The following is a 20,618-nucleotide window of genomic DNA, read 5'->3' on the forward strand; positions in this document are numbered from 1 at the left end:
TTATGGAAATCGATGACGAATTAGAATACCAGTTGGGTGAAATGACGAGGAAGACCCATGAGATGGACATCCCGGTCATGATTATAATAGAAGGGCCGCCTGCATCGGGCAAATCCAGGTTATCAAATGCGCTCTATATGGCCCTCGACTCCAAATACACGGACTTTGTAGCCACAAGACCGGCAAGGGAAATTGACCTGCGATATCCTTTCATGCAGCGATTTTGGAATCATCTGCCGAAGGAAGGGGACATCAATATTCATTTCAGAAGCTGGTATGCCCAGTATATAGAGTATAAGGAAGCGGGCATAACAGAGAATATCGCAGTGGATTACAAAGACATCTGTAATGATATGGAGAACTTCGAGAAGATGCTCCATAACAATGGCTACGAAATCCTGAAATTTTATGTGAACACTTCCGAAGAAGTCAGACAGAGGCATCTGGAAAAGCTGAAGGAAAACCCAATCCTTAAATGGAAGGCAGAGGAATTTGAGGAAAACCTCGAGTTATACAACTATGAGGAAGAAATGCAGGATTTCATCGGAAAAGACCAGCTCATCCCATGGACAGAGATTGATTTCGAGCATAAGAATGATGCCATCAATACATTATTTTCAACCATCATCGAAAAGCTCGAAAAAAGGATTGAAAAAGAGGATACTACGCCTGTTCAGAGGATCGTCAGTGACTTCACGCGGTACTTCGAGACGGAATTATTCACATTCGATTTTGAGGAGGAATCACTGAAAAAGCCCGAGTATAAAGAGATGTTGCCTGACCTGCAGCTCAGGATGCGTGAAATCCAATTCCAGCTGTACCGGCATAAAATCCCCCTGGTGCTGGTCTATGAAGGGATGGATGCAGCAGGGAAGGGCGGGAACATCAAAAGGACCCGTGAGCGGCTGGACCCCACAGGGTATACGGTCAATGCAGTCAGTGCGCCGACGGATATGGAACTTGCACATCATTACTTATGGCGTTTTGCAACAAGCATACCGCGCAGCGGCCATATCGGCTTTTTTGACCGGAGCTGGTACGGCAGGGTGCTGGTGGAGCGGGTCGAAGGATTCGCCAGCCAGAAAGAATGGTCCCAGGCTTATGAGGAAATCAACGATTTTGAAAGATCCCTGTATAATTCAGGTGCAATCATTTTGAAATTCTTCCTGTCACTGGATAAGGATGAACAGCTTAAACGTTTTGAAAAGCGTGAAGAGAATATTGAGAAACAATGGAAGATCACAAGCGAAGACTGGAGGAACCGTGAAAAATGGGAGCAGTATCTGGAGGCGAGTGAAGATATGATCAAAAAGACGGATACCGATTACGCGCCGTGGCACATCATCCCCGGAAACGATAAAAGATATGCGCGTATCGAAGTGTTGAAAAGAATCATTTCGACGTATGAAAAAGTCTTGAATAATGAGTGATACGCCTTTTTCATGTATACTTCATATGAAAAGATCTTAAAAGAAAGAGGAAGTAGATATGAGGAAACTTTTATTCCCCCTCGGGGCCATTGCCGTTTTAATCATCATATTCGCCATCCTGGTCGTCCCAAGATATAACACACTGGTCAACCTGGATGAGGATGTACTCCAGGCGGAATCCAACATCGCCACCCAGCTTCAAAGGCGTGGTGACCTGATACCGAACCTGGTGAACACCGTGCAGGAGTATGCAGATCTGGAGCAGGAAATATTCACGGATATCGCAGAGGCGAGAAGCAATATAACAAATGCGGATGACATGGAGGAAGTCTCGGAAGCGGATACGGAGATGCGGTCTGCTCTGTCGAGGTTGATCGCAGTCACCGAAGATTACCCGGACCTGCAGGCGAGTGAACAGTTTACGGGTCTCCGTGACGAGCTGGCCGGTGCAGAAAACAGGATTGCCGTCGCCAGGCAGGATTACAATTCCACCGTCCAGGCGTTCAACAGAAATGTAAGGACCTTCCCCGGCAACATGATCGCCGGCATTTTCGGCTTTGAGGAAAAACCATATTTTGAAGCGGACGAATCTGCTGAAGAGGTGCCTGAAGTGAACTTCGATTCAGGCGGGGACGATTCCGGTGATGAGTGATGAAACGTTTTTTGCCGATCGTTGCCACTCTGATCCTTGCCGTACTGCTCAGCCAGGATGTGCTGGCCCGGGAGGAATTGCCTGAGCTCGATACAAATAATTATTTCATACAGGATCATGCAGATATCCTCAACTCCCAAACGGTTGAAGAATTGAATGCACTCGGTGAACATCTTGAAGAGGGCACCGGCGCCGAGCTTCTGCTGATGACGATGCCGACCATCGGCCAGGAGCACAGACAGGACTATGCGCTCAGGGTACTCAGGGAATACGGTGTCGGCAAAGCGGAGCATGATAACGGCATCGTGATCTTCCTCAACCTGGACAATGGCAACGAGTTCAACAACCGGGGCATCGACATCCAGGTCGGTTACGGCGTCGAAGGTTACCTGAATGATGCAAAAATCGGCAGGATCATCGACAACACCGCCATGGAAAGTTTTCAGAATGCAGCGGATGCCGGTGATGAAGAGACTGCGGATGCCTATTACGAAGAAGGGCTCGTCAGCCTTTACAACGCAATCTACCAGGAATCGCTCGATGCATACGGCTTTGTCGATGGAGAGTTCACGCGGGAGACACCTGAAGATGATGCGGGCGGTGAAATGAGCCTTTCCGGCATGATCTTGAGACTTTTCATTACAATGGGTGCAATTTACCTGATATATAAGCTGTTCTTCAATAACTCAGGCCGTGGCGGTCCGGGTGGTCCAGGCGGCAGGAACAGACGGTCAAGGCGCGGTGGACCTGTCGTGCTGTTCCCGCCATCAGGCGGGGGCTTCGGTTCCGGCGGCGGCTTTGGCGGCGGAGGCGGCTTTGGAGGTTTCGGCGGCGGCTCCGGCGGCGGCGGCGGTGCCGGACGTGGCTTTTGATACACGAGGGAAGAGAGACTGGAGGGTTCCAGTCTCTTTTCTTATTTTTAAATATTAAAAGCCGACTGATATTCTACTTGAAAAACCGTTCATCATACCCGAGGCGTTCGGAAGCTTCCTCCCCCGCTGCGATGACTTTTGCTGCGATGTCTCTAATTTTATATTCTTTCATACGCTGTATGGGCCCAACGACGGTGACAGCGCTCACCACCCTCCCTGTATAGTCGCGTATGGGGGCGGCGACCGATCTCGTTCCTTCGGTCAATTCCTCGGTGCTGACCGCATAATTTTTTTCACGGACAATTTCCAGTTCACTGCGAAGGCGGTCGGGGTCGGTGATGCTGTTCCTGGTGTGTGAAACCAACCCCTGGCTGATCACATCTTCAACCACCTGCTCGTCACTGAACGCGAGCAGCACCTTGCCGGAGCTCGTACAGTATGAGGGGTTCCTTCTTCCAAGATGCGTAAGGATGCGAACTGGATGGTAGCATTCCTCCTTATGGATATAAATGGTATCCAAGCCGTCCATGACTGCGAGATGGGTGGTCTCGCCTGTATCATTCACCAGTTTGTGCAGAACCGGGGACGCTTCTTTATGAATGTCCAAATCATTGGTGACAATCCCTGCAAGCGTGAGTACCGAGACGCCCAACCGATAGGATTGTGAGTCTTTGTCTTTGATGACAAATCCTTCGTGGGCAAGGGTCGACATCAATCGGCTGACTGTACTTTTTGCCAACCCTAATGATTCAGCCAGTTCACCGACCCTTTTTGTCGGTTCAATCGCAGAAAAACTCTTTAAGATCCTTAAGGCATTTGAAACAGAAGAAAGAACTTGTGGTTCGGGTTTACTCTTTGCCATGGAATCACCTCTTTAATATTTGTTTTACATAGAAGAACAGGTAAAAATTTATGATTTCTTGATATATTCTGATTGTACTTCATTAGGAGCGCTTTCTAAATAGTATTCTAAAAATTTTATCATAATATTTAGAATTGTTCCATATAGAGGAACTCCGACCTTTTAAAGGTTTTGCGCCAAATTTATAATGAATATAGATTGAGGAGGCAGTGGGGGAGTCCCCATACTCCATTTGAGATTAGAAGTCTTGAGTTAATGTATGCGTTATCAAATATTAGGAGGTCTTTATTTATGCAAACTGAAACAAAACAAAAGGTTATGGACTGTTCACATTTCATCAATGGGGAATATGTACAATCGTCGAATGCAAAAACATTTGAAAATGTGAATCCTGCAACAGAAACAGTGTTGGGTAATATTGCGATAGGAGGGAAACAAGAAGTTGACCAGGCAGTAAGTGCTGCGAGGAAGGCATTGAACGGGGAATGGAAAAACATGCCTTTGAAAGAGCGTTCCAACATCATCCGTAAAATCGGTGACCTGATCCTGGAGAGAAAAGATGAACTGGCGGAACTCGAATCCCTCGACACAGGCAAGCCTTTATGGTTGTCCCAGAAAGTGGATATCGATCGTGCAGCGAACAACTTTTATTTCTTTGCTGATTATATGACAACGGTTGGCACAGAAGCTTATGAGCAGGATGATCTAGCTATCCATTATGCCAAGCGTCGTCCGGTCGGGGTCGTCGGGCTGATCAATCCATGGAACTTGCCATTGTTCCTTATGACATGGAAATTGGCCCCGGCTCTGGCGGCGGGTAATACAGCTGTGATGAAACCTTCAGAAGTGACACCGATGACGGCAACTGTACTGGGAGAAATCTGCAAGGAGGCCGGTGTACCCGATGGTGTGGTGAACATGGTGCACGGGTTTGGTGAAACAGGAGCGGCACTTTCTTCCCATGAAGATGTGGATGCCATCGCGTTCACCGGTGAAACGATCACGGGCACTGAAATAATGAAGGCTGCAGCACCGACATTGAAGAAATTGTCCTTCGAGCTTGGCGGCAAGAATCCTAATATCATTTTTGCAGATGCTGATATCGAAGATGCAATTGAAACCACGGTGCGTTCCAGTTTCATCAATCAAGGTGAAGTATGTCTGTGCGGTTCGAGGATTTATGTGGAACGTCCAATGTATGATGAATTTCTGGATCGTTTTGCAGAAAAGACGAAAGCGCTCGTAGTTGGCGACCCGTTCGATGCCGACACGAAAGTGGGCGCGTTGGTCAGTGAAGAACATTATCGTAAGGTGCTCGGCTACCTGGACATCGCAAAAGAAGAAGGCGGAACATTCCTGACAGGCGGTAAAGCAGCTGAAGGATTCGATAAGGGCTTTTTTGTGGAACCAACAATCATTACAGGGTTGGGCAAAGATTCAAGATGTGTACGAGAAGAAATTTTTGGGCCGGTCGTGACTGTCATTCCATTTGATACGGAAGAAGAAGTACTGGAGCAGGTCAACGACACACATTATGGCCTGAGTGCAAGCGTATGGACCAGTAATGTGAAGCGTGCCACCGGTTTCAGTGGAAAAATAGAAGCCGGAATCGTCTGGGTCAATACATGGTTCCTGCGTGATCTGCGCACACCATTCGGTGGAATGAAACGCAGTGGCCTTGGACGTGAAGGCGGGTCCCACAGTTTTGATTTCTACTCCGAATTAACGAACATCACTCTCAAAATGTAGGAGGGTTTTAAATGAAGACTGATTACACGACAAATACAGCAGACCATGCAAACCACTTGAATGAGGCCAGGAGTAAAAAGGAAGGGGTCCGGCCGATTACAGAGCTGGATCCTGACATCTCCGTCGAGGAAGCTTATAAGATACAACTGCATACGATAGAACGAAATGTGCAAAGTGGACAGCGGATCACGGGCAAGAAGATTGGTTTAACATCCAAAGTGATGCAGGAGGCGTTGGGTGTGGATGAACCTGATTACGGACATCTGTTAGATGGTATGCAGGTGAAAAATGGCGGCACGATTTCATTGGACCGTGTGCTGCAGCCGAAAGTGGAAGGGGAAATAGCTTTTATTTTGAAAAGGGATCTGGAAGGGCCGGGTGTCACTGCATTAGATGTATTGAAAGCTACTGATGCGGTTGTACCGGCGCTTGAAATCATAGACAGCAGGATAAAGGACTGGAAAATCACCCTGGCTGATACGGTTGCAGATAATGCTTCCTCCGGATTGTATCTGCTCGGTGAAATCCCGACGAAAATTGAAGATATCGACCTGAAGCAGATGGGAATGGCTCTCTACAAAAATGGCATTTTACAAAATACCGGGGTTGGTGCTGCTGCTTTGGGAGATCCAGCAAGATGTGTGGCATGGCTGGCCAATAAACTCTCAAGATACGGAATAACATTAAAAGCCGGCGAAGTCATCCTCTCGGGAGCGCTGTCTTCTGCTGTAGAAGCGGGGCCCGGGGATCACTTTTATGCAAAGTTTGCCGGTCTTGAAGAAGTACGGGTGTCATTCGATGAATATGAGGAGCGATGAACATGGATAAAAATAAAATCAAAGCGCTGGCAGAGTATGTGCACAATGCGGAAAAAGATAAGAAGGAAATATTGAAAATCACTGCAGATCTACATCCATCACTTTCCATTGACGAGGCATATCTTGTCCAGGAAGAACTGATCCGTCAAAAGTTGGAAGATGGCCACCAAATTATCGGGCCAAAGATGGGGATTACCAGCGAGGCCAAAATGAAACAAATGGATGTGGATGATCCAATATATGGTTATGTGTTCGATAATATGATCGTAGAAGAAGGTGATTCGATTTCCATATCCGACTATATACATCCAAAAGTAGAACCTGAAATCGGATTTATTTTAGGAAAAGATCTGGAAGGGCCGGGCGTCACCACACTGGATGTGCTGCGTGCTACTGAACATGTTTTCCCGGCCATCGAGATCATCGACAGCCGGTATGAAAATTTCAACTTCACGCTGCCGGATGTCATTGCAGATAATACGTCAGCAGCCGGGGCGGTGTTCGGAACCTACTTAAGAAAACCCGAAGAACTGGAATTGGATGTGGTCGGGGTGACCTTATCCATAAACGGAGAAGTCCAGTCATTGGGGGCTGGCGCAGCAGTTCTGGATCATCCGGCCAAATCGATTGCGAGACTTGCCAATATGCTGAGCAAAAAAGGGGAGAAGGTGAAAGCGGGTCAGCCTATCCTTTCAGGCGGCATCACGGCCGCAGTACGCTTATCTCCCGGGGATTTTGTCAGCGCAAAATATGGCGGGTTGGGGGATGTATCATTTTTCGTGAAAGAATGAGCGTGACTTGCATATACGGAGGAGGAGAGACGTTTGCCACTTATCAATATAAAAATAATGGAAGGCAGATCCGAAGAAAAAGTGGAAGCACTTATGAAGCGCGTGACAGATGCAGTCAGTGAGTCAATTGAAGCACCGAAAGAAAATGTGCGGGTGACTGTCGAGGAAGTGCCGAAAACTCATTGGGCCATCGGCGGGACCAGTGCAAAAAAACTGGGAAGGTGAATGAATACGAAGAGCGGCAGGGGATCCCCTGCCGCTCTTTTGTTTATAGCCGAAGTCACTCGGCATGAGAAACTGAATATTTATGCTGAATAATCGAGTAGATTATTTTTTTGGCAATGTTCTCCATTTGAATATTTTTGCGGTATTGAACGTACACACTATTCTGAAGGTTATAGAGGTTGCTTATTTCCCGGACCTCTATACCGGGTTCATGTCTTTTATCAATCCCAAGTTCAGGTATGATGCCGATGCCCAAATCATTGGCGACAGCCTTCAAAAGCATTTCATTATTTTCGACATCAATACGTGTTAAATTATTTGCTCCGATCAGTTCTTTATCAATTAACTGCCATAATACGGAATTTCTTCTGAAGCTTATAATCGTCTCGTTATTTAAATCTTCAATGCTGAGGGATTGCTTACTGCAGAGATGATGATCCGCCGGCAGTACGAGTATGAGATTATTATCAAATAGATATTCCGAAACCACCTCGCGGCTGTCCGCCAGCACCTCTCTTGTAAATACAATATCCATCTCCCCGGACAGGATATTTTCATTTAAACTCACCGAATCATGGCCTTCCGTCACTTTAATATCCATTCCTCCAATCGATTTAACGGTTTTTAGGAGTTCGATGATGAAAGAATAGTCATATCCCGGGGAAAAGCCGACTTTTATAACCGGAGACTTGAGTATATTCGGGATTTCTTTCGAGTGTTTAATATAGATTAAAATTTTATTTGCATATTCAATCAGCATATTACCTTCTTTGGTCAGGAAGATGTCGTGTCCGACTCTCTTAAAAAGTTCACACTGCAAAATATCCTCCAAAGCTTTTATGCGGGATGTAATGGTTGGCTGCGTCACATTAAGGACCTCTGCAGCTTTTGAATAGCTTTTATGTTCAACTATGGTGAGGAAGGTCTGTAATTGTATTTCGTTCATAGTGTGCCCCCTGAGATGTATGTCATCGTTTTGGAAAACGTTTACACAGTATCATTCTATTGTTAAAGGAGATACTCTGTCAAATCATGCAATAATCGAGCTATCCTGTTCCGTATATGCGAACCAGTTGTTACATCGGTTTTATAATGTACATTAATTGCTGATATGAAAGGCTTTATCGTCGAAGAAATTTTTGGTTCAGGACCAGACTTTCGGTAGATTTGGAACATCCCTTCTTTTTTTGCAATATGACGGGGTTAAGTCGATAGACTATTCTTTTAAAATAATTAGAAAATAAAGAAAAATCTGATTTGTAAGGGTGGAGCGTCACTCTTATAATTAAAAGTATCAATAAATCAGGTTTATTAAAGAAAATCTTCTTTGTTGAATTAATTCACTGCAAGAGGATTTTCATTCAGAAAGAATTGTAAGTGCTTACAAACGATCACTGGAGGGAGAATGCCTAAGTTGGAAAATGAATTGATGAGTGAATCATTAAAAGGGAAAGTTGCGGTTGTCACCGGATCGGCCAGAGGCATCGGCAACTCAATAGCATTGAAGCTCGCTCAATCCGGTGCCGAGGTGGTTCTGAGCGGCACTGACGAGGAACGCACGAAAAAAGCTGCGGAAGAAATGCAAGAGCTGACAAATTCAAAGATAAGTTATTATGCGGGAGACCTTTCCGACGAAGAGAATGTTGAGGACATGGTTGAACGTACAATAAAGGCCTCAGGCAAAATTGACATCCTGGTCAATAATGCAGGAGGGGGTGTCATCTTACCTTTCCTCAAACAGACACCCGATACATTGAAGACGACGATCGACAGAAATCTATGGACCACCATCTGGTCGAGCTATAAAGTCCTCCCCCACATGGTGGAGGCAGGATACGGGCGGATCATAAATGTCGGTGCTGATTCGGTGCGGAACGGTCTCTGGGATCACGCAGCCTACAATGCTGCAAAGGGCGGCGTACATGCGATGACCACAGGATTGGCCAGGGAGTTTGCGGATCAGGACATCACGGTGAATACAGTGGCGCCGCCTGCAGTCGAAGGTGAACTGCTGGATAAGATCAAAGAAAGAGATGCGGGACTGACGGATAAATATATCGACATCATTCCGAAAGGCAGAGCCGCCTCAATGGAAGAAGTTGCAGATGCTGTATGGTATCTGTCAACAGACGGCGCACGTTTCATTACAGGTCAGGTCATCAGCGTCAACGGTGGAAGTAATATGCTTTAGATTAACATGAATAAATGGAGGTTATGACATGGATAATATCATACAGGATAATGTAGAAGACAGTGAATTCCTCGTTAACAGGAAAGTGTTTACGGAAAGAGAAATATTGGCAAGGGAACGGGCTGAAATTTTTAATAAGTGCTGGTTATTCATCGGTCATGAAACAGAAATACCGGAACTTGGAGATTATAAACGTAAAAAGGTGGGGGGACGCAATCTATTGTTCATCCGGAGTCACGACGGGGAAATACGGGCGCTGTTCAATACCTGTCCACACCGTGGCGCTTTGGTAGCCAGGGAAAGTGAAGGGAATTCAAGGGTTTTCCGCTGTTTCTACCATGCGTGGAGCTTTAAAAATGATGGTGAGCTGGTAGGTATGCCGGGCATGGATGGCTTCCCTGAAGGGTTCAATGATGAAGGCACGAAAAATATGAAAGCGGTTAAACGGGTTGAAAACTATCGCGGCTTTGTTTTTGTAAACTATGATCAGGAAGCGGTTTCCCTAGAAGAGTATTTAGGGAATGCGAAAGAATATATTGACCTGGTAGCGGATCAGTCGGAACATGGCCTGGAAGCGCTGGGCGGCGTTCAGGAATACAGCGTAAGAGCCAATTGGAAGCTGCTGGCCGAAAACAGTGTCGATTTATACCACGGCATGCCGACACATAAGACGTATTTTGATATCAAACAAGATCAGGATCCCGATTTGAAGAAGGTGAAGCTGGAAGGAGAAGGTGTCGAGCTGGATAACGGCCATGCAGTCATCGAATATGTGGCACCTTGGGGGAGACCTGTTGCACAATGGACCCCGATCTGGGATGAAGATCTGAAAAGAGATATGGAACAAATGAAAGAAGACCTTACTGAACGGTTTGGCACAGAACGTGCAGAACGCATCACACACTATAACCGCAACATTCTGATCTTCCCGAACCTGGTGATCAACGACATCATGGCAGTGACGGCAAGAACGTTCTATCCCACATCCCCGGGTTATATGGAAGTGCTGGGGTATTCATTGGCTCCCAAGGGGGAAAAAGGATCTCACCGCATGGCGAGAAATGATAACTTCCTGGAATTTTTAGGGCCGGGCGGTTTTGCGACACCGGATGACAATGAAGCATTGGAGTTGTGCCAGGAAGCATATAACAACAATGAAGAAGTCGAGTGGAATGATATTTCCAAAGGAATGGTCAGAGGTGCCGGAAATGCAATGGCAACGGATGAAGTTCAAATGAGGAATTTCTGGAGACAATATAACATGAAAATCCAGGAATCCCTGAAGAAGGAGGTCGTTCAAAAATGACAGTGACCACCATAACCCGTCAGGAAATCGTTGATTTTCTTTATACAGAGGCAAAAATTTTAGATGAGTGGAGATTGAAGGAATGGGCTGTATTGTTCACTGATGACGGCACATATGATATACCTCCGCTCGGTGAGCCGGATGCTGATCCAAAGGAATATTTATTTTTTGCGCATGATACTCGTTCACGGCTGCAGGAGCGTGCAGAGAGGCTGTTGAAGAAAGAGGCGCATGTTGAATACCCGCATTCCACCACGGTGCATAACTATAATAATATCCTCGTAAGCAACCTGGAATCGGATGTAATCACTGCAGAGTGCAACTTTACAATACACAGGACGAAGAGAGAGGTGATGGATACCTTTATTGGAAAACACTTTTATGAGATCATCCGCCGGGACGGCGGGTTCGCGATTAAAAGTAAAAAGGTTGTCCTGCATCTGGACAGTTTAAGACCGCATGGAAAAATCAGTTTGATCCTATAAAATCCCATACCATGAGATGAAAGGTGGTCGAAGCAATGATCGATGAAAAAGAAATATCGGATATCACCATCGTAGGGGGAGGTCCGGCAGGTCTGTTTACGGCTTTTTATGCAGGCATGCGTCAGGCAAGCGTGAAAATCATTGAGAGTTTACCGCAATTGGGCGGTCAGCTCTCAGCGCTGTACCCTGATAAATATGTTTATGATGTCGCTGGTTTCCCAAAGATAACAGGAGGCGAGCTGGTCGATCGATTAACAGAACAAATGAGCCAGTTCGATAACGATATCTGCCTGGATGAAGAAGTGCTCGAGGTGACGAAGGAAGACGATCTTTTCACGATAAAAACAAACAGACAGACCCATTATTCCAAAACCATCATCATAACCGCCGGCAACGGCGCATTTAAACCGAGGACCATGAAATTGGAAAATGAAGATCAATTCAAAGGCAAGAATCTTCATTATAGCATAGAGAATCTGAATGATTTCAAAGATAGGAATGTCGCCGTTTTTGGAGGCGGAGATTCAGCCGTGGACTGGGCTTTGATGTTGGAAGATATCGCTTCAAGTGTCTCCATCGTCCATCGCAGAGCGCGCTTCAGAGCTCATGACTATACTGTGAAGCTGCTTAAGGAATCTTCGGTGAATATACTGACCCCGTATGCTCCTGTTGAAATAGAGGGAGAAAATAAGATCGAAAACATCACGATCAAACACACAAAAGAAGACCAGCTTGTAGACTTGCAGGCTGATGATTACATCGTCAACTACGGGTTCATATCGAATTTGGGGCCCATTAACAATTGGGGGCTTGAAATAATAAACAGTGCGATTCAGGTGAACTCGAAAGCTGAAACGAATATTCCGGGCATCTATGCGATCGGAGATATATCGACCTATGAAGGGAAAGTCAAATTAATGGCCACAGGCTTTGGAGAAGCACCGATTGCCGTAAGCAATGCAATCGTTCATATGGATCCCAACGCTTCCCTGCATGGTGCCCACAGCACATCCATAATGAGCAGGAAAGAAAATGAAGACAAAGTGAAAGTAGCGACCAAATAGAAAGGTATACCTTGCAGCAAAGGACTAAGGCAACAATTAAATGAGGAGGTAGTACAATGTCAAAGGTCAAAGAAGAATTGGAAATTGAAACATCTGCACAAGAGAGGCTGGATAATTATCTGAGGACAGTCGCCCACCTCGGACATGTGGAAATCAGCGTGGATAAGTTTGAAGCATCATTGGAGTTCTTTACAGAGGTGATGGGACTCGTATTGACGAAGAAAGAAGAAGACCGTGCTTATTTGAGGGCATGGCAGGATTTTGATGATTATACGCTTGTGCTGAAATCATCGGAAGAATCACAGGTGAACCGAATGGGCTGGAGAGTGAGTACGGAAGAGTCGCTGAAACTTTTTGAAGATCAGCTGAAGAAGATGGACGTGGATCACCAATGGATAGAAAGCGGACAGAAAAGAGCCCTGGGTGATGCAATCCATTTTAAGTCTCCTACCGGTATACCAGTTGAATTGTATTGGGAAAAGGATAAATTTGAAACCGATGATGAGACAGTGGCTTCAAGATTACCGAGTCATCCAAGCAAGTACCAGATGAAAGGTGTCTCTCCGCGTCGTTTTGACCATGTCAACCTCATGGTTGATGATGTTGAGGAAGAACAGGGATGGTGGACGGAACTGCTGGGCATCCATCACCGCTACTATGTCCAAAATAAAGAGGACGTCCGTCTGGGTTCCTGGTTGAGCAGAACAAATATTGCGCATGAAATCGCCTTTATGCGTAATTCGAATCAGGATGGCACTTCGTTCCATCACCTGGCATATTATCTGGATTCTCCGGATGAACTGGTACGCGCTGCAAATATCATGGCGGAAAACGGCATCAAAATTGAATGGGGTCCTGGAAAGCACGGCACGAGCGGTGCACAGTTCATCTATGTTTTTGAGCCTTCCGGACACCGTGTGGAAATATGGACCGGCGGGTTGTTGATGTTTGCGCCGGACTGGAAACCGATCGAATGGAATTCGGAGCTGGGTGAGCTGGGTCTGGAAATGTGGGGCAGCAAGCCACCGGAAAGCTATTTCACATATGGAACGAAACTGGGAGAGTGATCAGGTACAGACTGATATACCGGTCCTTCTTCCCTTTAAATAAGGAAAAAGCTGGGAGAGTTCATTTGTGCAAAGAAATTTAAAAATCGATTTTCATACGCATATCATATCAGAGGATTTTTTGAACCTGGCAGAAAAATACGGCGATGACCGGTGGCCCGTCTTAGAAAAAACATGTGACTGCGGCGCCAACATCATGGTCAAAGGCAAGAAATTCAGGGAAGTGACCAACCATGCCTGGGATGCAGAAGCAAGATTGAAGGATATGGATGAAGAAGGTATCGATATTCAGGTGTTATCACCGATCCCGGTGACATTCAGCTATTGGTCGGACCCTGAGGCAGGAATGGAGCTGGCCAGGTTCCAAAATGATTTCATCGCCTCGCTTGTCAGGGAACACCCGAAAAGGTTCATCGGGCTCGGCACGGTGCCTTTACAGGACAGCGCGGCGGCTATCAAAGAAATGGAAAGGGCAGTGGATGAACTGGGGCTGAAAGGTCTTCAAATAGGAAGTAATGTGAACGGTAATAATCTGGATGATGAATCTCTGGAGCCATTTTTTGAAGCTGCGAACGAACAACAAGTGCCCTTGTTTGTTCATCCATGGGAAACGCTTGGAAGAGAAAGACTTCCCCGCCATAACTTCATGTACATGGTGGGCATGCCTTCGGAAACCGCATTGGCAGCCGGAAGCATCATCATGAGTGGAATGCTGGACACATATACTGATCTGAAAATATGTTTCGCCCATGGAGGCGGATCCCTGCCATATCTGCTGCCGAGAATGGATAAGGGGTGGGAGGTCTGGCCGCAAATCAGAAAGACGGAGAAGCCGCCAAGCCATTATGCGAAACTCCTTTATTATGATTCATTGGTATATGACGAAAACAACCTGCAATTCATGATTGACCGATTCGGTGTTGAGCAGATCATAGCCGGTTCAGATTATCCATTTCTTTTACGTGAGGCGCCGTCCGGAAAAGTCGTGGATCGGTTGTCCATATTGAACGATACAGAAAAGAGGCAGATTCACGGCCTCAATGCATTGGAGTTTTTAAATCTGGACATCGAACAATTTTTATAAGTCGAATAAACAATGAATGGAATGATGAATAGGTAAATAGTATCGAAAGAGATCCATTAATAGGAGGAGGATAAACATGGCATATGTTATAACTCAACCGTGTATCGCGGAAAAATCAGGTGAATGTGTAAGTATCTGCCCTGTGGATTGCATAGAAGCGGGGGAAGACCAATTTTTCATCAACCCGGACTCATGCATTGATTGCGGCGCATGTGTCGCTGCCTGTCCGGTGAATGCAATCGTGGAGGAAAATGACCTGGAACCGGCTCAGGAAGTATTTCTGGAAAAGGCCGAAAGCTTTTTCGATTAGGTGAAATCGGGAATCGGACTGACTGGAATATATGACGGCGGCGGGGGTGCCGGACGTGGATTTTAACAACGAAAAAAGACTGGATCACTCCAGTCTTTTTTATATGCTTGAATTAAAGATGAATGTGCCTGATCACTGCAATGACAACCGCCATTGTCTCTTCCAGCTGCTGCAGTTCATCAATGTAATCACCGAGGAGTACATTCAGGCCGACGACAAGACCATTCATGATCATATGGACAAGAACAGGGACGAGGAGCCGTCCGCTCATCACATAGAGGAAACTGAAGGTATAACTCATTGCAAGGTAGATCAGGATATGGGTGAAGTCAAGGTGTGCGACTGCGAATATCAGGCCGCTGACGAGCCCCGCCACTAAGAAACCAAGCACCTTATACCATTTATTATGCATCGGGAACAATGTGTAAACTTCGGCGAATATCGCCCGTCTGAAAACATATTCTTCAATGATCGGTCCGAGTATCACCACGATCAGAATCATCAGTGGCATGGTTTCTATCATGCCCATGATTTCATTCGTATTCTGGCTTTCCAGCGGGTTCCCGAATACATAGACATTGACAAGGCCTGCAATCACCTGGGAAGCATATGCGAGCACCACACCGCCGATGGTCCATACGATGGTCACCGGGATGTCCGCCTGCTGACCCCGTTCGATGGCATTTTTATTGTGGTGCATGCCTCCGAGAAGTATGACCAGCACGGTCCCGATGAGGAATGCTGCAAACTGGTATGGAATGATCGAAGTGAGCAGTTCATCAGGAGACATCTCGGGAGCGGTCAGCCCCATGATGATTCCGACGGGGAGGACTGCGAGCTGTACGCCGATGAATATAAGTAATATCAAAGCACTGTTGAATTGACGTTTTCTGAACAAATTTTTCAAGGGATTACCTCCAAATGACAATAGGATTAGTTTACATGAAATATATCTTAACTTAAAGTGATAGAAATCACTTGCATTTTTGACCTTCTTTGATTATCATATTAATTGTTAGCACTATATCCATGAGAGTGCTAAAATTATAAATAGAATGATGATATAAGGAGGACATTTAAGTGTTAAAACCTTTAGGAAATCGTGTAATCATTGATTTGACTCAAGAAGAGGAAACAACGAAAAGCGGTATCATCTTAACAGACTCGGCAAAAGAGAAGCCCCAGGAAGGTACTGTGGTTGCCGTCGGGACAGGAAAAATTTTAGATAACGGTACGCGTGTGGAAGTGGAAGTGAATGTCGGTGACAAAGTCGTCTATTCAAAATTCGCCGGTACTGAATTGAAACATGAAGACAGGGATTATTTAATTTTAACTGATAATGAAATTCTAGCAATCGTTGAGTAAAAGATAAAATATTAAAACTCAAATCATTAGGAGGCAGAATAATGGCAAAGGAAATCAAATTTTCAGAAGACGCACGTCAGTCGATGCTGGACGGTGTGGATAAACTTGCAAATGCAGTAAAAGTGACTTTGGGACCGAAAGGTCGTAATGTTGTTTTGGATAAACAGTTCACATCCCCTTTGATCACAAATGACGGTGTGACGATCGCCAAAGAAATCGAACTGGAAGATCCTTATGAAAACATGGGTGCGAAGCTGGTTGCCGAAGTGGCAAATCAGACGAACGAAATTGCCGGTGACGGTACGACGACAGCTACAGTACTTGCCCAGGCCATGATCCAGGAAGGCCTGAAGAACGTCACGAGCGGTGCGAACCCTGTAGGCATCCGTACAGGCATCAATAAGGCTGTCGAAGCGGCAGTGGAGGAACTTAAAAACATTTCCCGCCCTGTACAGGATAAAGAGTCCATCTCACAAGTAGGTGCGATTTCTGCAGATGATCCTGTCGTAGGTGAATACATCTCCGAAGCCATGGAAAAAGTGGGTAAAGACGGTGTCATCACAATAGAGGAATCACGCGGATTCAAAACTGAACTTGAAGTTGTCGAAGGTATGCAGTTCGACCGTGGTTACACTTCACCTTACATGGTGACGGATTCAGAGAAGATGGTCGCAGACCTCGAAAATCCTTATATCCTCATCACGGATAAGAAGATTTCAAATTTCCAGGATATACTGCCATTACTGGAACAGGTCGTTCAACAGTCACGTCCGATCCTGATCATCGCAGATGATGTGGAAGGCGACGCGATGGCGAATATCGTCCTCAATAAACTGCGCGGCACATTCACGGCAATCGCTGTAAAAGCGCCAGGTTTCGGTGACCGCCGTAAAGCGATGCTTGAAGATATCGCGGTGCTCACAGGCGGGCAGGTCGTCACGGAAGACCTCGGGCTTGAATTGAAGGATACGACGATCGACATGCTTGGTAATGCTTCAAGAGTCAGCGTATCGAAAGATGATACGACAATCGTCGAAGGTGCAGGCGAAACGAACAACATTGAAGCACGTATCGGACAGATCAGATCCCAGATTGAAGAGACGACTTCAAGCTTTGATAAAGAGAAGCTTCAGGAAAGACTCGCCAAGCTTTCAGGCGGTGTTGCAGTGATCAAAGTCGGTGCTGCGACTGAAACTGAAATGAAAGAGCGCAAACTGCGCATCGAAGATGCACTGAACTCCACACGTGCGGCAGTCGAAGAAGGTATCGTATCCGGCGGTGGTACGGCACTGGTTGCAGTACATGAAAAAGTGGCTGAACTGGAAGCATCCGGTGACGTTCAGACAGGTATCAACATCGTGTTGAAAGCACTCGAAGCACCATTGCGCCAAATTGTTGAAAACGCCGGCCTTGAAGCTTCAGTGATCGTCGAGAAACTGAAATCCCAGGAAGTGGGCTACGGCTTCAACGCTGCAACAGACGAGTGGGTGAACATGGTCGAAGCGGGAATCGTCGATCCGACGAAAGTGACACGTTCAGCGTTGCAGAACGCAGGCTCAGTCGCTTCAATGTTCCTGACGACTGAAGCAGTGGTGGCAGACATCCCTGATGAGAATGGCGGCGGCCCTGATATGGGCGGCGGCATGGGCGGCGGAATGCCGGGCATGATGTAATCACAATCACAAACGATGATGATCGAAAAACTTCCATATGGTCACATGACCATATGGAAGTTTTTATTTTTAATAAAATATGATTAAAATATACAATCTGATAGTGTTGCACTTGAAGTGACGGGAGCGGGGGTCTCTAAGGCAGGTTTAATCCACTTCAAAAAATACATCGCTGTCAGGGTAGGCATCGTATTTGATCAGGAAAGCACCTTCTGCCGGCACTAAAGCCGAAACGTAGCCTGAGCTCGTTCCCCCTGAATAAATATGATCTCCCCCATAAGAATCAGGTGTGACTGCACTTTCACGCGGGGCTGATGAACCGTCTTCTTCGACGATTTCGAACCTATCCATGACATAATAGGCATAGTCCTCCGTCTCAGATTCTACAAGTTCTGAGGTCGCATGGATAAGCGCCCATTGATAGCCTTCAGGAGCTGGATCATTGTATGGATTTTCTTCCACCAGCATATTGTATGCTTCCTCTCCTATGATTATTTCATTGACGGTCAGGTCAACCGATGCTTCAAATCTTTCGTCAAAATCATCTCCATTGATTCTTGCTTCCAATTGAGCAGTGTCGCCGATCTGCAGGGGATTGGAACGTGTGCCTTCTCCTGTGGAGGTTGATTCTTCGGTGATCTCCTCTTCTTCAACCTCTTTTTCAGGTTCTTCCTCTGTGCTCTCAACTATTTCCGTGAGCGCGTCGTTCTCTTCCTCCAACTCCGCAACTCTTTCCTGCAATGACTCATTTTCTGCTCTTAACTCTTCCACCTCTTCCGAGTGATCGGTTGCTGTCTCATCTTCCGTGGTTTCAGGACTTTCGTCTTCAACTGTTGCAGGTTCTTCAGTTTCTCCATCACCGCAGGCCCCCAGCAGCATAACGGCTGCCACGCCGCCTGTCAAAAGGTATCTCTTCAATACCATCATCTCCTTTGTAATGCTTAAAATGTATATAGTGTGTAACTTCCATTGTACTATATTACCTGGTAAATAATTACTTAAATGGATATGAAAAATCCAGGATGAACTTTTATGTGCCATAGGGAGCTGGCTTTACTTGTTCATGGCAGTCATTGTGAATATTTCACAATTCAGTTTGATTAATTCCGGGCTTATTGCTATAGTTGAAAACGTGTCGTTAAGGAGCTGTGAATCCACTCACATATAATGAGGTCATTAAAATAGAAATTATTATAACAGGGAGTAGATTTACATCAATTCAACAGATCTTATAGAAGAGCCGGGACAAGGCGACGATTATTCTTTATCGAGGGTCCCGAGAAGTAAAAGAAATATGAGCTGGCTGAGTATAACAAATATCACATTTGGAATTGCGACAGCAATATTCTACTTTCAGCTTGGAAGTGTCATGGCACTGCAGTTCGGGGCGGTAAATGCAATCATTTCCTCGTTGTATGCCATTGTTGTGGCAGGAATTCTTAGTACATATATTTCATACTTATCTGCTAAAAGTGGTTTGAATGTCAACCTGCTTTCCAGAGGCGGCGGGTTCGGCTATATTGGTGCATCACTCACATCACTTATTTATGCATCGAACTTTATTATGTACTGTGCTTTTGAAGGCATGATATTGGTCTATGCACTCCACGCATTTTTCCCTTCCATCCCGATGTGGGTATACATCCTGATTTTTGGGACAGTGGTGATACCGCTTAACTGGTTTGGGATCAAGCAGCTGGATAAGCTGCAGAAATGGTCCCTGCCTTTATTTTTCGTCTTTCTGGCGGCTGCAATCGTCATGGCATTTTTTGTGACTCCTGCCTACAGTGGGAACGTCTTTACTTATATGCCAGAAGGTGTTCAGGTGGGCGGCACGGCGCTGCTGTTATGCATCGGAATCCACCACGGCATCATGGGGCTGACTGCGCTGATTCCTTCGGATTACGCCAGATTCTTAAAGCCGAAGGACATTAAAGCGACGGTGGCGATCGGCTTCATCCCCCAGATCTTCTGCTACGGGGTCATGGGCGGACTCGGCATCTGGTTCGGTGTGTTATTGAATGAACCCAATCCGGGCGTCTATATCGTCCATTTACTGGCCCTCGGCGGAGCATTGTTCACACTGATCACCCAGCTCAGGATCAATGTGACGAATATATACAGCAGTTCGCTGTCACTCTCGAACTTCTTTGAAAACGTTGTGAAATTCAAACCGGGCCGCCGCTTCTGGGTGGTCGCGAGCGGCGTGGTGGCGATCGTATTGATGCTCGGCGGCATCGTCGACCATCTTGATACGGCACTGACCTTCCAGGGGGTCTTCCTCCTGGCGTGGGCATCGATTCTGGTGACCGATGCGCTGGTTGTGAAAAAGCTGCTCAGGATCGGCCCCGGTTATTATGAAGCCAGGCAGTCCAACCTCTTCAGGTGGAACCCGGTCGGGGTCACTGCACTGGTCGTTTCGAGCCTTCTCGGAACGATTGCTGCACTCGGCTTCATGGGCGAGTTCCTGGAGAGCACTGCAGCATTCTTTGCATCAGTTCTCGCGGCAATACTTACAGTCGCAGTGGCGCTCGCAACAAAGGGCCACTTCTATATCAGGAATGAGACTCATGACATACCGCAAAAGGACCATATTGCCTGAATCAATATAAATTCTTTCATCTGTAACTTTTATTGTGACAGGAACATGATTTGACATCGATATGAAATGACC

The 20,618-nt window shown here is 46.2% G+C and carries 21 protein-coding genes; 17 read left to right on the top strand and 4 right to left on the bottom strand.

The window, feature by feature from the left end; translation table 11 throughout:
• Positions 1 to 2: 2 nt before the first annotated feature.
• The 3 genes from BUA12_RS08600 to BUA12_RS13245 are packed head-to-tail and all read left to right on the top strand — an operon-like array spanning position 3 to position 2,954.
• Positions 3 to 1,430 (top strand): phosphate--AMP phosphotransferase, encoded by a 1,428-nt coding sequence (locus BUA12_RS08600; protein ID WP_415735786.1) that lies wholly within the window; start codon positions 3 to 5, stop codon positions 1,428 to 1,430.
• A gap of 58 nt (positions 1,431 to 1,488) precedes the next feature.
• Complete coding sequence (locus tag BUA12_RS08605; protein ID WP_072710197.1) at positions 1,489 to 2,082, top strand: LemA family protein; 594 nt, start codon at positions 1,489 to 1,491, stop codon at positions 2,080 to 2,082.
• Positions 2,082 to 2,954 carry a TPM domain-containing protein gene (locus BUA12_RS13245; protein ID WP_072710198.1) on the top strand — a complete coding sequence of 291 codons (873 nt, stop codon included), beginning with the start codon at positions 2,082 to 2,084 and terminating at the stop codon, positions 2,952 to 2,954. Before BUA12_RS08605 ends, BUA12_RS13245 begins: the two co-directional genes overlap by 1 nt.
• A 73-nt stretch (positions 2,955 to 3,027) precedes the next feature.
• Here BUA12_RS13245 and BUA12_RS08615 read toward each other — a convergent pair whose 3' ends face one another.
• On the bottom strand, positions 3,028 to 3,816 hold the full coding sequence (locus tag BUA12_RS08615; protein WP_072710199.1) for an IclR family transcriptional regulator: 789 nt from the start codon (positions 3,814 to 3,816) through the stop codon (positions 3,028 to 3,030).
• Positions 3,817 to 4,107: 291 nt separating this feature from the next.
• On the opposite strand from BUA12_RS08615, the gene BUA12_RS08620 reads away from it, so the two are divergent.
• From BUA12_RS08620 to BUA12_RS08635, 4 genes are read left to right on the top strand one after another with little or no spacing between them, the layout of a single operon-like run.
• Positions 4,108 to 5,565: an aldehyde dehydrogenase gene (locus BUA12_RS08620; protein WP_072710200.1), complete on the top strand. Its 1,458-nt coding sequence runs from the start codon at positions 4,108 to 4,110 to the stop codon at positions 5,563 to 5,565.
• Positions 5,566 to 5,576: 11 nt separating this feature from the next.
• Positions 5,577 to 6,383: a 2-keto-4-pentenoate hydratase gene (locus BUA12_RS08625; RefSeq protein ID WP_072710201.1), complete on the top strand. Its 807-nt coding sequence runs from the start codon at positions 5,577 to 5,579 to the stop codon at positions 6,381 to 6,383.
• A gap of 2 nt (positions 6,384 to 6,385) precedes the next feature.
• Positions 6,386 to 7,174, top strand: coding sequence for a 2-keto-4-pentenoate hydratase (locus BUA12_RS08630; protein WP_072710202.1), 789 nt, complete (start codon positions 6,386 to 6,388; stop codon positions 7,172 to 7,174).
• A gap of 33 nt (positions 7,175 to 7,207) precedes the next feature.
• The gene (locus tag BUA12_RS08635) at positions 7,208 to 7,399 is read left to right on the top strand and encodes a 4-oxalocrotonate tautomerase (RefSeq protein ID WP_072710203.1); all 192 of its coding nucleotides are present in this window, start codon (positions 7,208 to 7,210) and stop codon (positions 7,397 to 7,399) included.
• A 55-nt stretch (positions 7,400 to 7,454) separates the two neighbouring features.
• Here the strand turns inward: BUA12_RS08635 and BUA12_RS08640 are convergent, their stop codons facing one another.
• Positions 7,455 to 8,345, bottom strand: a complete 891-nt coding sequence (locus tag BUA12_RS08640) for a LysR family transcriptional regulator (RefSeq protein ID WP_072710204.1) — start codon at positions 8,343 to 8,345, stop codon at positions 7,455 to 7,457.
• A gap of 459 nt (positions 8,346 to 8,804) precedes the next feature.
• Between BUA12_RS08640 and BUA12_RS08645 the strand changes: the two genes are divergently transcribed.
• From BUA12_RS08645 to fdxA, 7 genes are all read left to right on the top strand, one after another.
• Entirely contained in the window at positions 8,805 to 9,590 is a 786-nt protein-coding gene (locus BUA12_RS08645; protein WP_084670071.1) for an SDR family NAD(P)-dependent oxidoreductase, read from the top strand.
• Positions 9,591 to 9,618: 28 nt separating this feature from the next.
• Positions 9,619 to 10,896: an aromatic ring-hydroxylating oxygenase subunit alpha gene (locus BUA12_RS08650; RefSeq protein ID WP_072710205.1), complete on the top strand. Its 1,278-nt coding sequence runs from the start codon at positions 9,619 to 9,621 to the stop codon at positions 10,894 to 10,896.
• Positions 10,893 to 11,381 carry an aromatic-ring-hydroxylating dioxygenase subunit beta gene (locus BUA12_RS08655; protein ID WP_072710206.1) on the top strand — a complete coding sequence of 163 codons (489 nt, stop codon included), beginning with the start codon at positions 10,893 to 10,895 and terminating at the stop codon, positions 11,379 to 11,381. The genes BUA12_RS08650 and BUA12_RS08655 overlap by 4 nt, the downstream gene beginning before the upstream one ends.
• A 35-nt stretch (positions 11,382 to 11,416) precedes the next feature.
• Positions 11,417 to 12,445: an NAD(P)/FAD-dependent oxidoreductase gene (locus BUA12_RS08660; RefSeq protein WP_072710207.1), complete on the top strand. Its 1,029-nt coding sequence runs from the start codon at positions 11,417 to 11,419 to the stop codon at positions 12,443 to 12,445.
• Positions 12,446 to 12,501: 56 nt separating this feature from the next.
• Positions 12,502 to 13,512, top strand: coding sequence for a VOC family protein (locus BUA12_RS08665; protein WP_084670073.1), 1,011 nt, complete (start codon positions 12,502 to 12,504; stop codon positions 13,510 to 13,512).
• Positions 13,513 to 13,579: 67 nt separating this feature from the next.
• The gene (locus tag BUA12_RS08670) at positions 13,580 to 14,596 is read left to right on the top strand and encodes an amidohydrolase family protein (protein ID WP_072710208.1); all 1,017 of its coding nucleotides are present in this window, start codon (positions 13,580 to 13,582) and stop codon (positions 14,594 to 14,596) included.
• A 76-nt stretch (positions 14,597 to 14,672) separates the two neighbouring features.
• The gene (fdxA, locus tag BUA12_RS08675) at positions 14,673 to 14,906 is read left to right on the top strand and encodes a 4Fe-4S ferredoxin (protein ID WP_072710209.1); all 234 of its coding nucleotides are present in this window, start codon (positions 14,673 to 14,675) and stop codon (positions 14,904 to 14,906) included.
• A gap of 112 nt (positions 14,907 to 15,018) precedes the next feature.
• Here the strand turns inward: fdxA and BUA12_RS08680 are convergent, their stop codons facing one another.
• Positions 15,019 to 15,813, bottom strand: a complete 795-nt coding sequence (locus tag BUA12_RS08680; protein WP_245772789.1) for a CPBP family intramembrane glutamic endopeptidase — start codon at positions 15,811 to 15,813, stop codon at positions 15,019 to 15,021.
• Positions 15,814 to 15,986: 173 nt separating this feature from the next.
• Here BUA12_RS08680 and groES point away from each other — a divergent pair, with 173 nt between their 5' ends.
• Together groES and groL are read left to right on the top strand one after the other, a co-directional pair.
• On the top strand, positions 15,987 to 16,271 hold the full coding sequence (groES, locus tag BUA12_RS08685; RefSeq protein ID WP_072710210.1) for a co-chaperone GroES: 285 nt from the start codon (positions 15,987 to 15,989) through the stop codon (positions 16,269 to 16,271).
• A gap of 41 nt (positions 16,272 to 16,312) precedes the next feature.
• A complete protein-coding gene (gene groL, locus BUA12_RS08690) occupies positions 16,313 to 17,944 on the top strand; it encodes a chaperonin GroEL (RefSeq protein ID WP_072710211.1) in 1,632 nt (543 codons plus the stop codon).
• A gap of 147 nt (positions 17,945 to 18,091) precedes the next feature.
• Here the strand turns inward: groL and BUA12_RS08695 are convergent, their stop codons facing one another.
• Entirely contained in the window at positions 18,092 to 18,862 is a 771-nt protein-coding gene (locus BUA12_RS08695; RefSeq protein WP_072710212.1) for a coiled-coil domain-containing protein, read from the bottom strand.
• Between the two features lie 295 nt (positions 18,863 to 19,157).
• Here BUA12_RS08695 and BUA12_RS08700 point away from each other — a divergent pair, with 295 nt between their 5' ends.
• Positions 19,158 to 20,546, top strand: coding sequence for a purine-cytosine permease family protein (locus BUA12_RS08700; RefSeq protein WP_072710213.1), 1,389 nt, complete (start codon positions 19,158 to 19,160; stop codon positions 20,544 to 20,546).
• Positions 20,547 to 20,618: the final 72 nt, after the last annotated feature.

The organism is Lacicoccus alkaliphilus DSM 16010 (genome assembly GCF_900142805.1).
GTDB lineage: Bacteria > Bacillota > Bacilli > Staphylococcales > Salinicoccaceae > Lacicoccus > Lacicoccus alkaliphilus.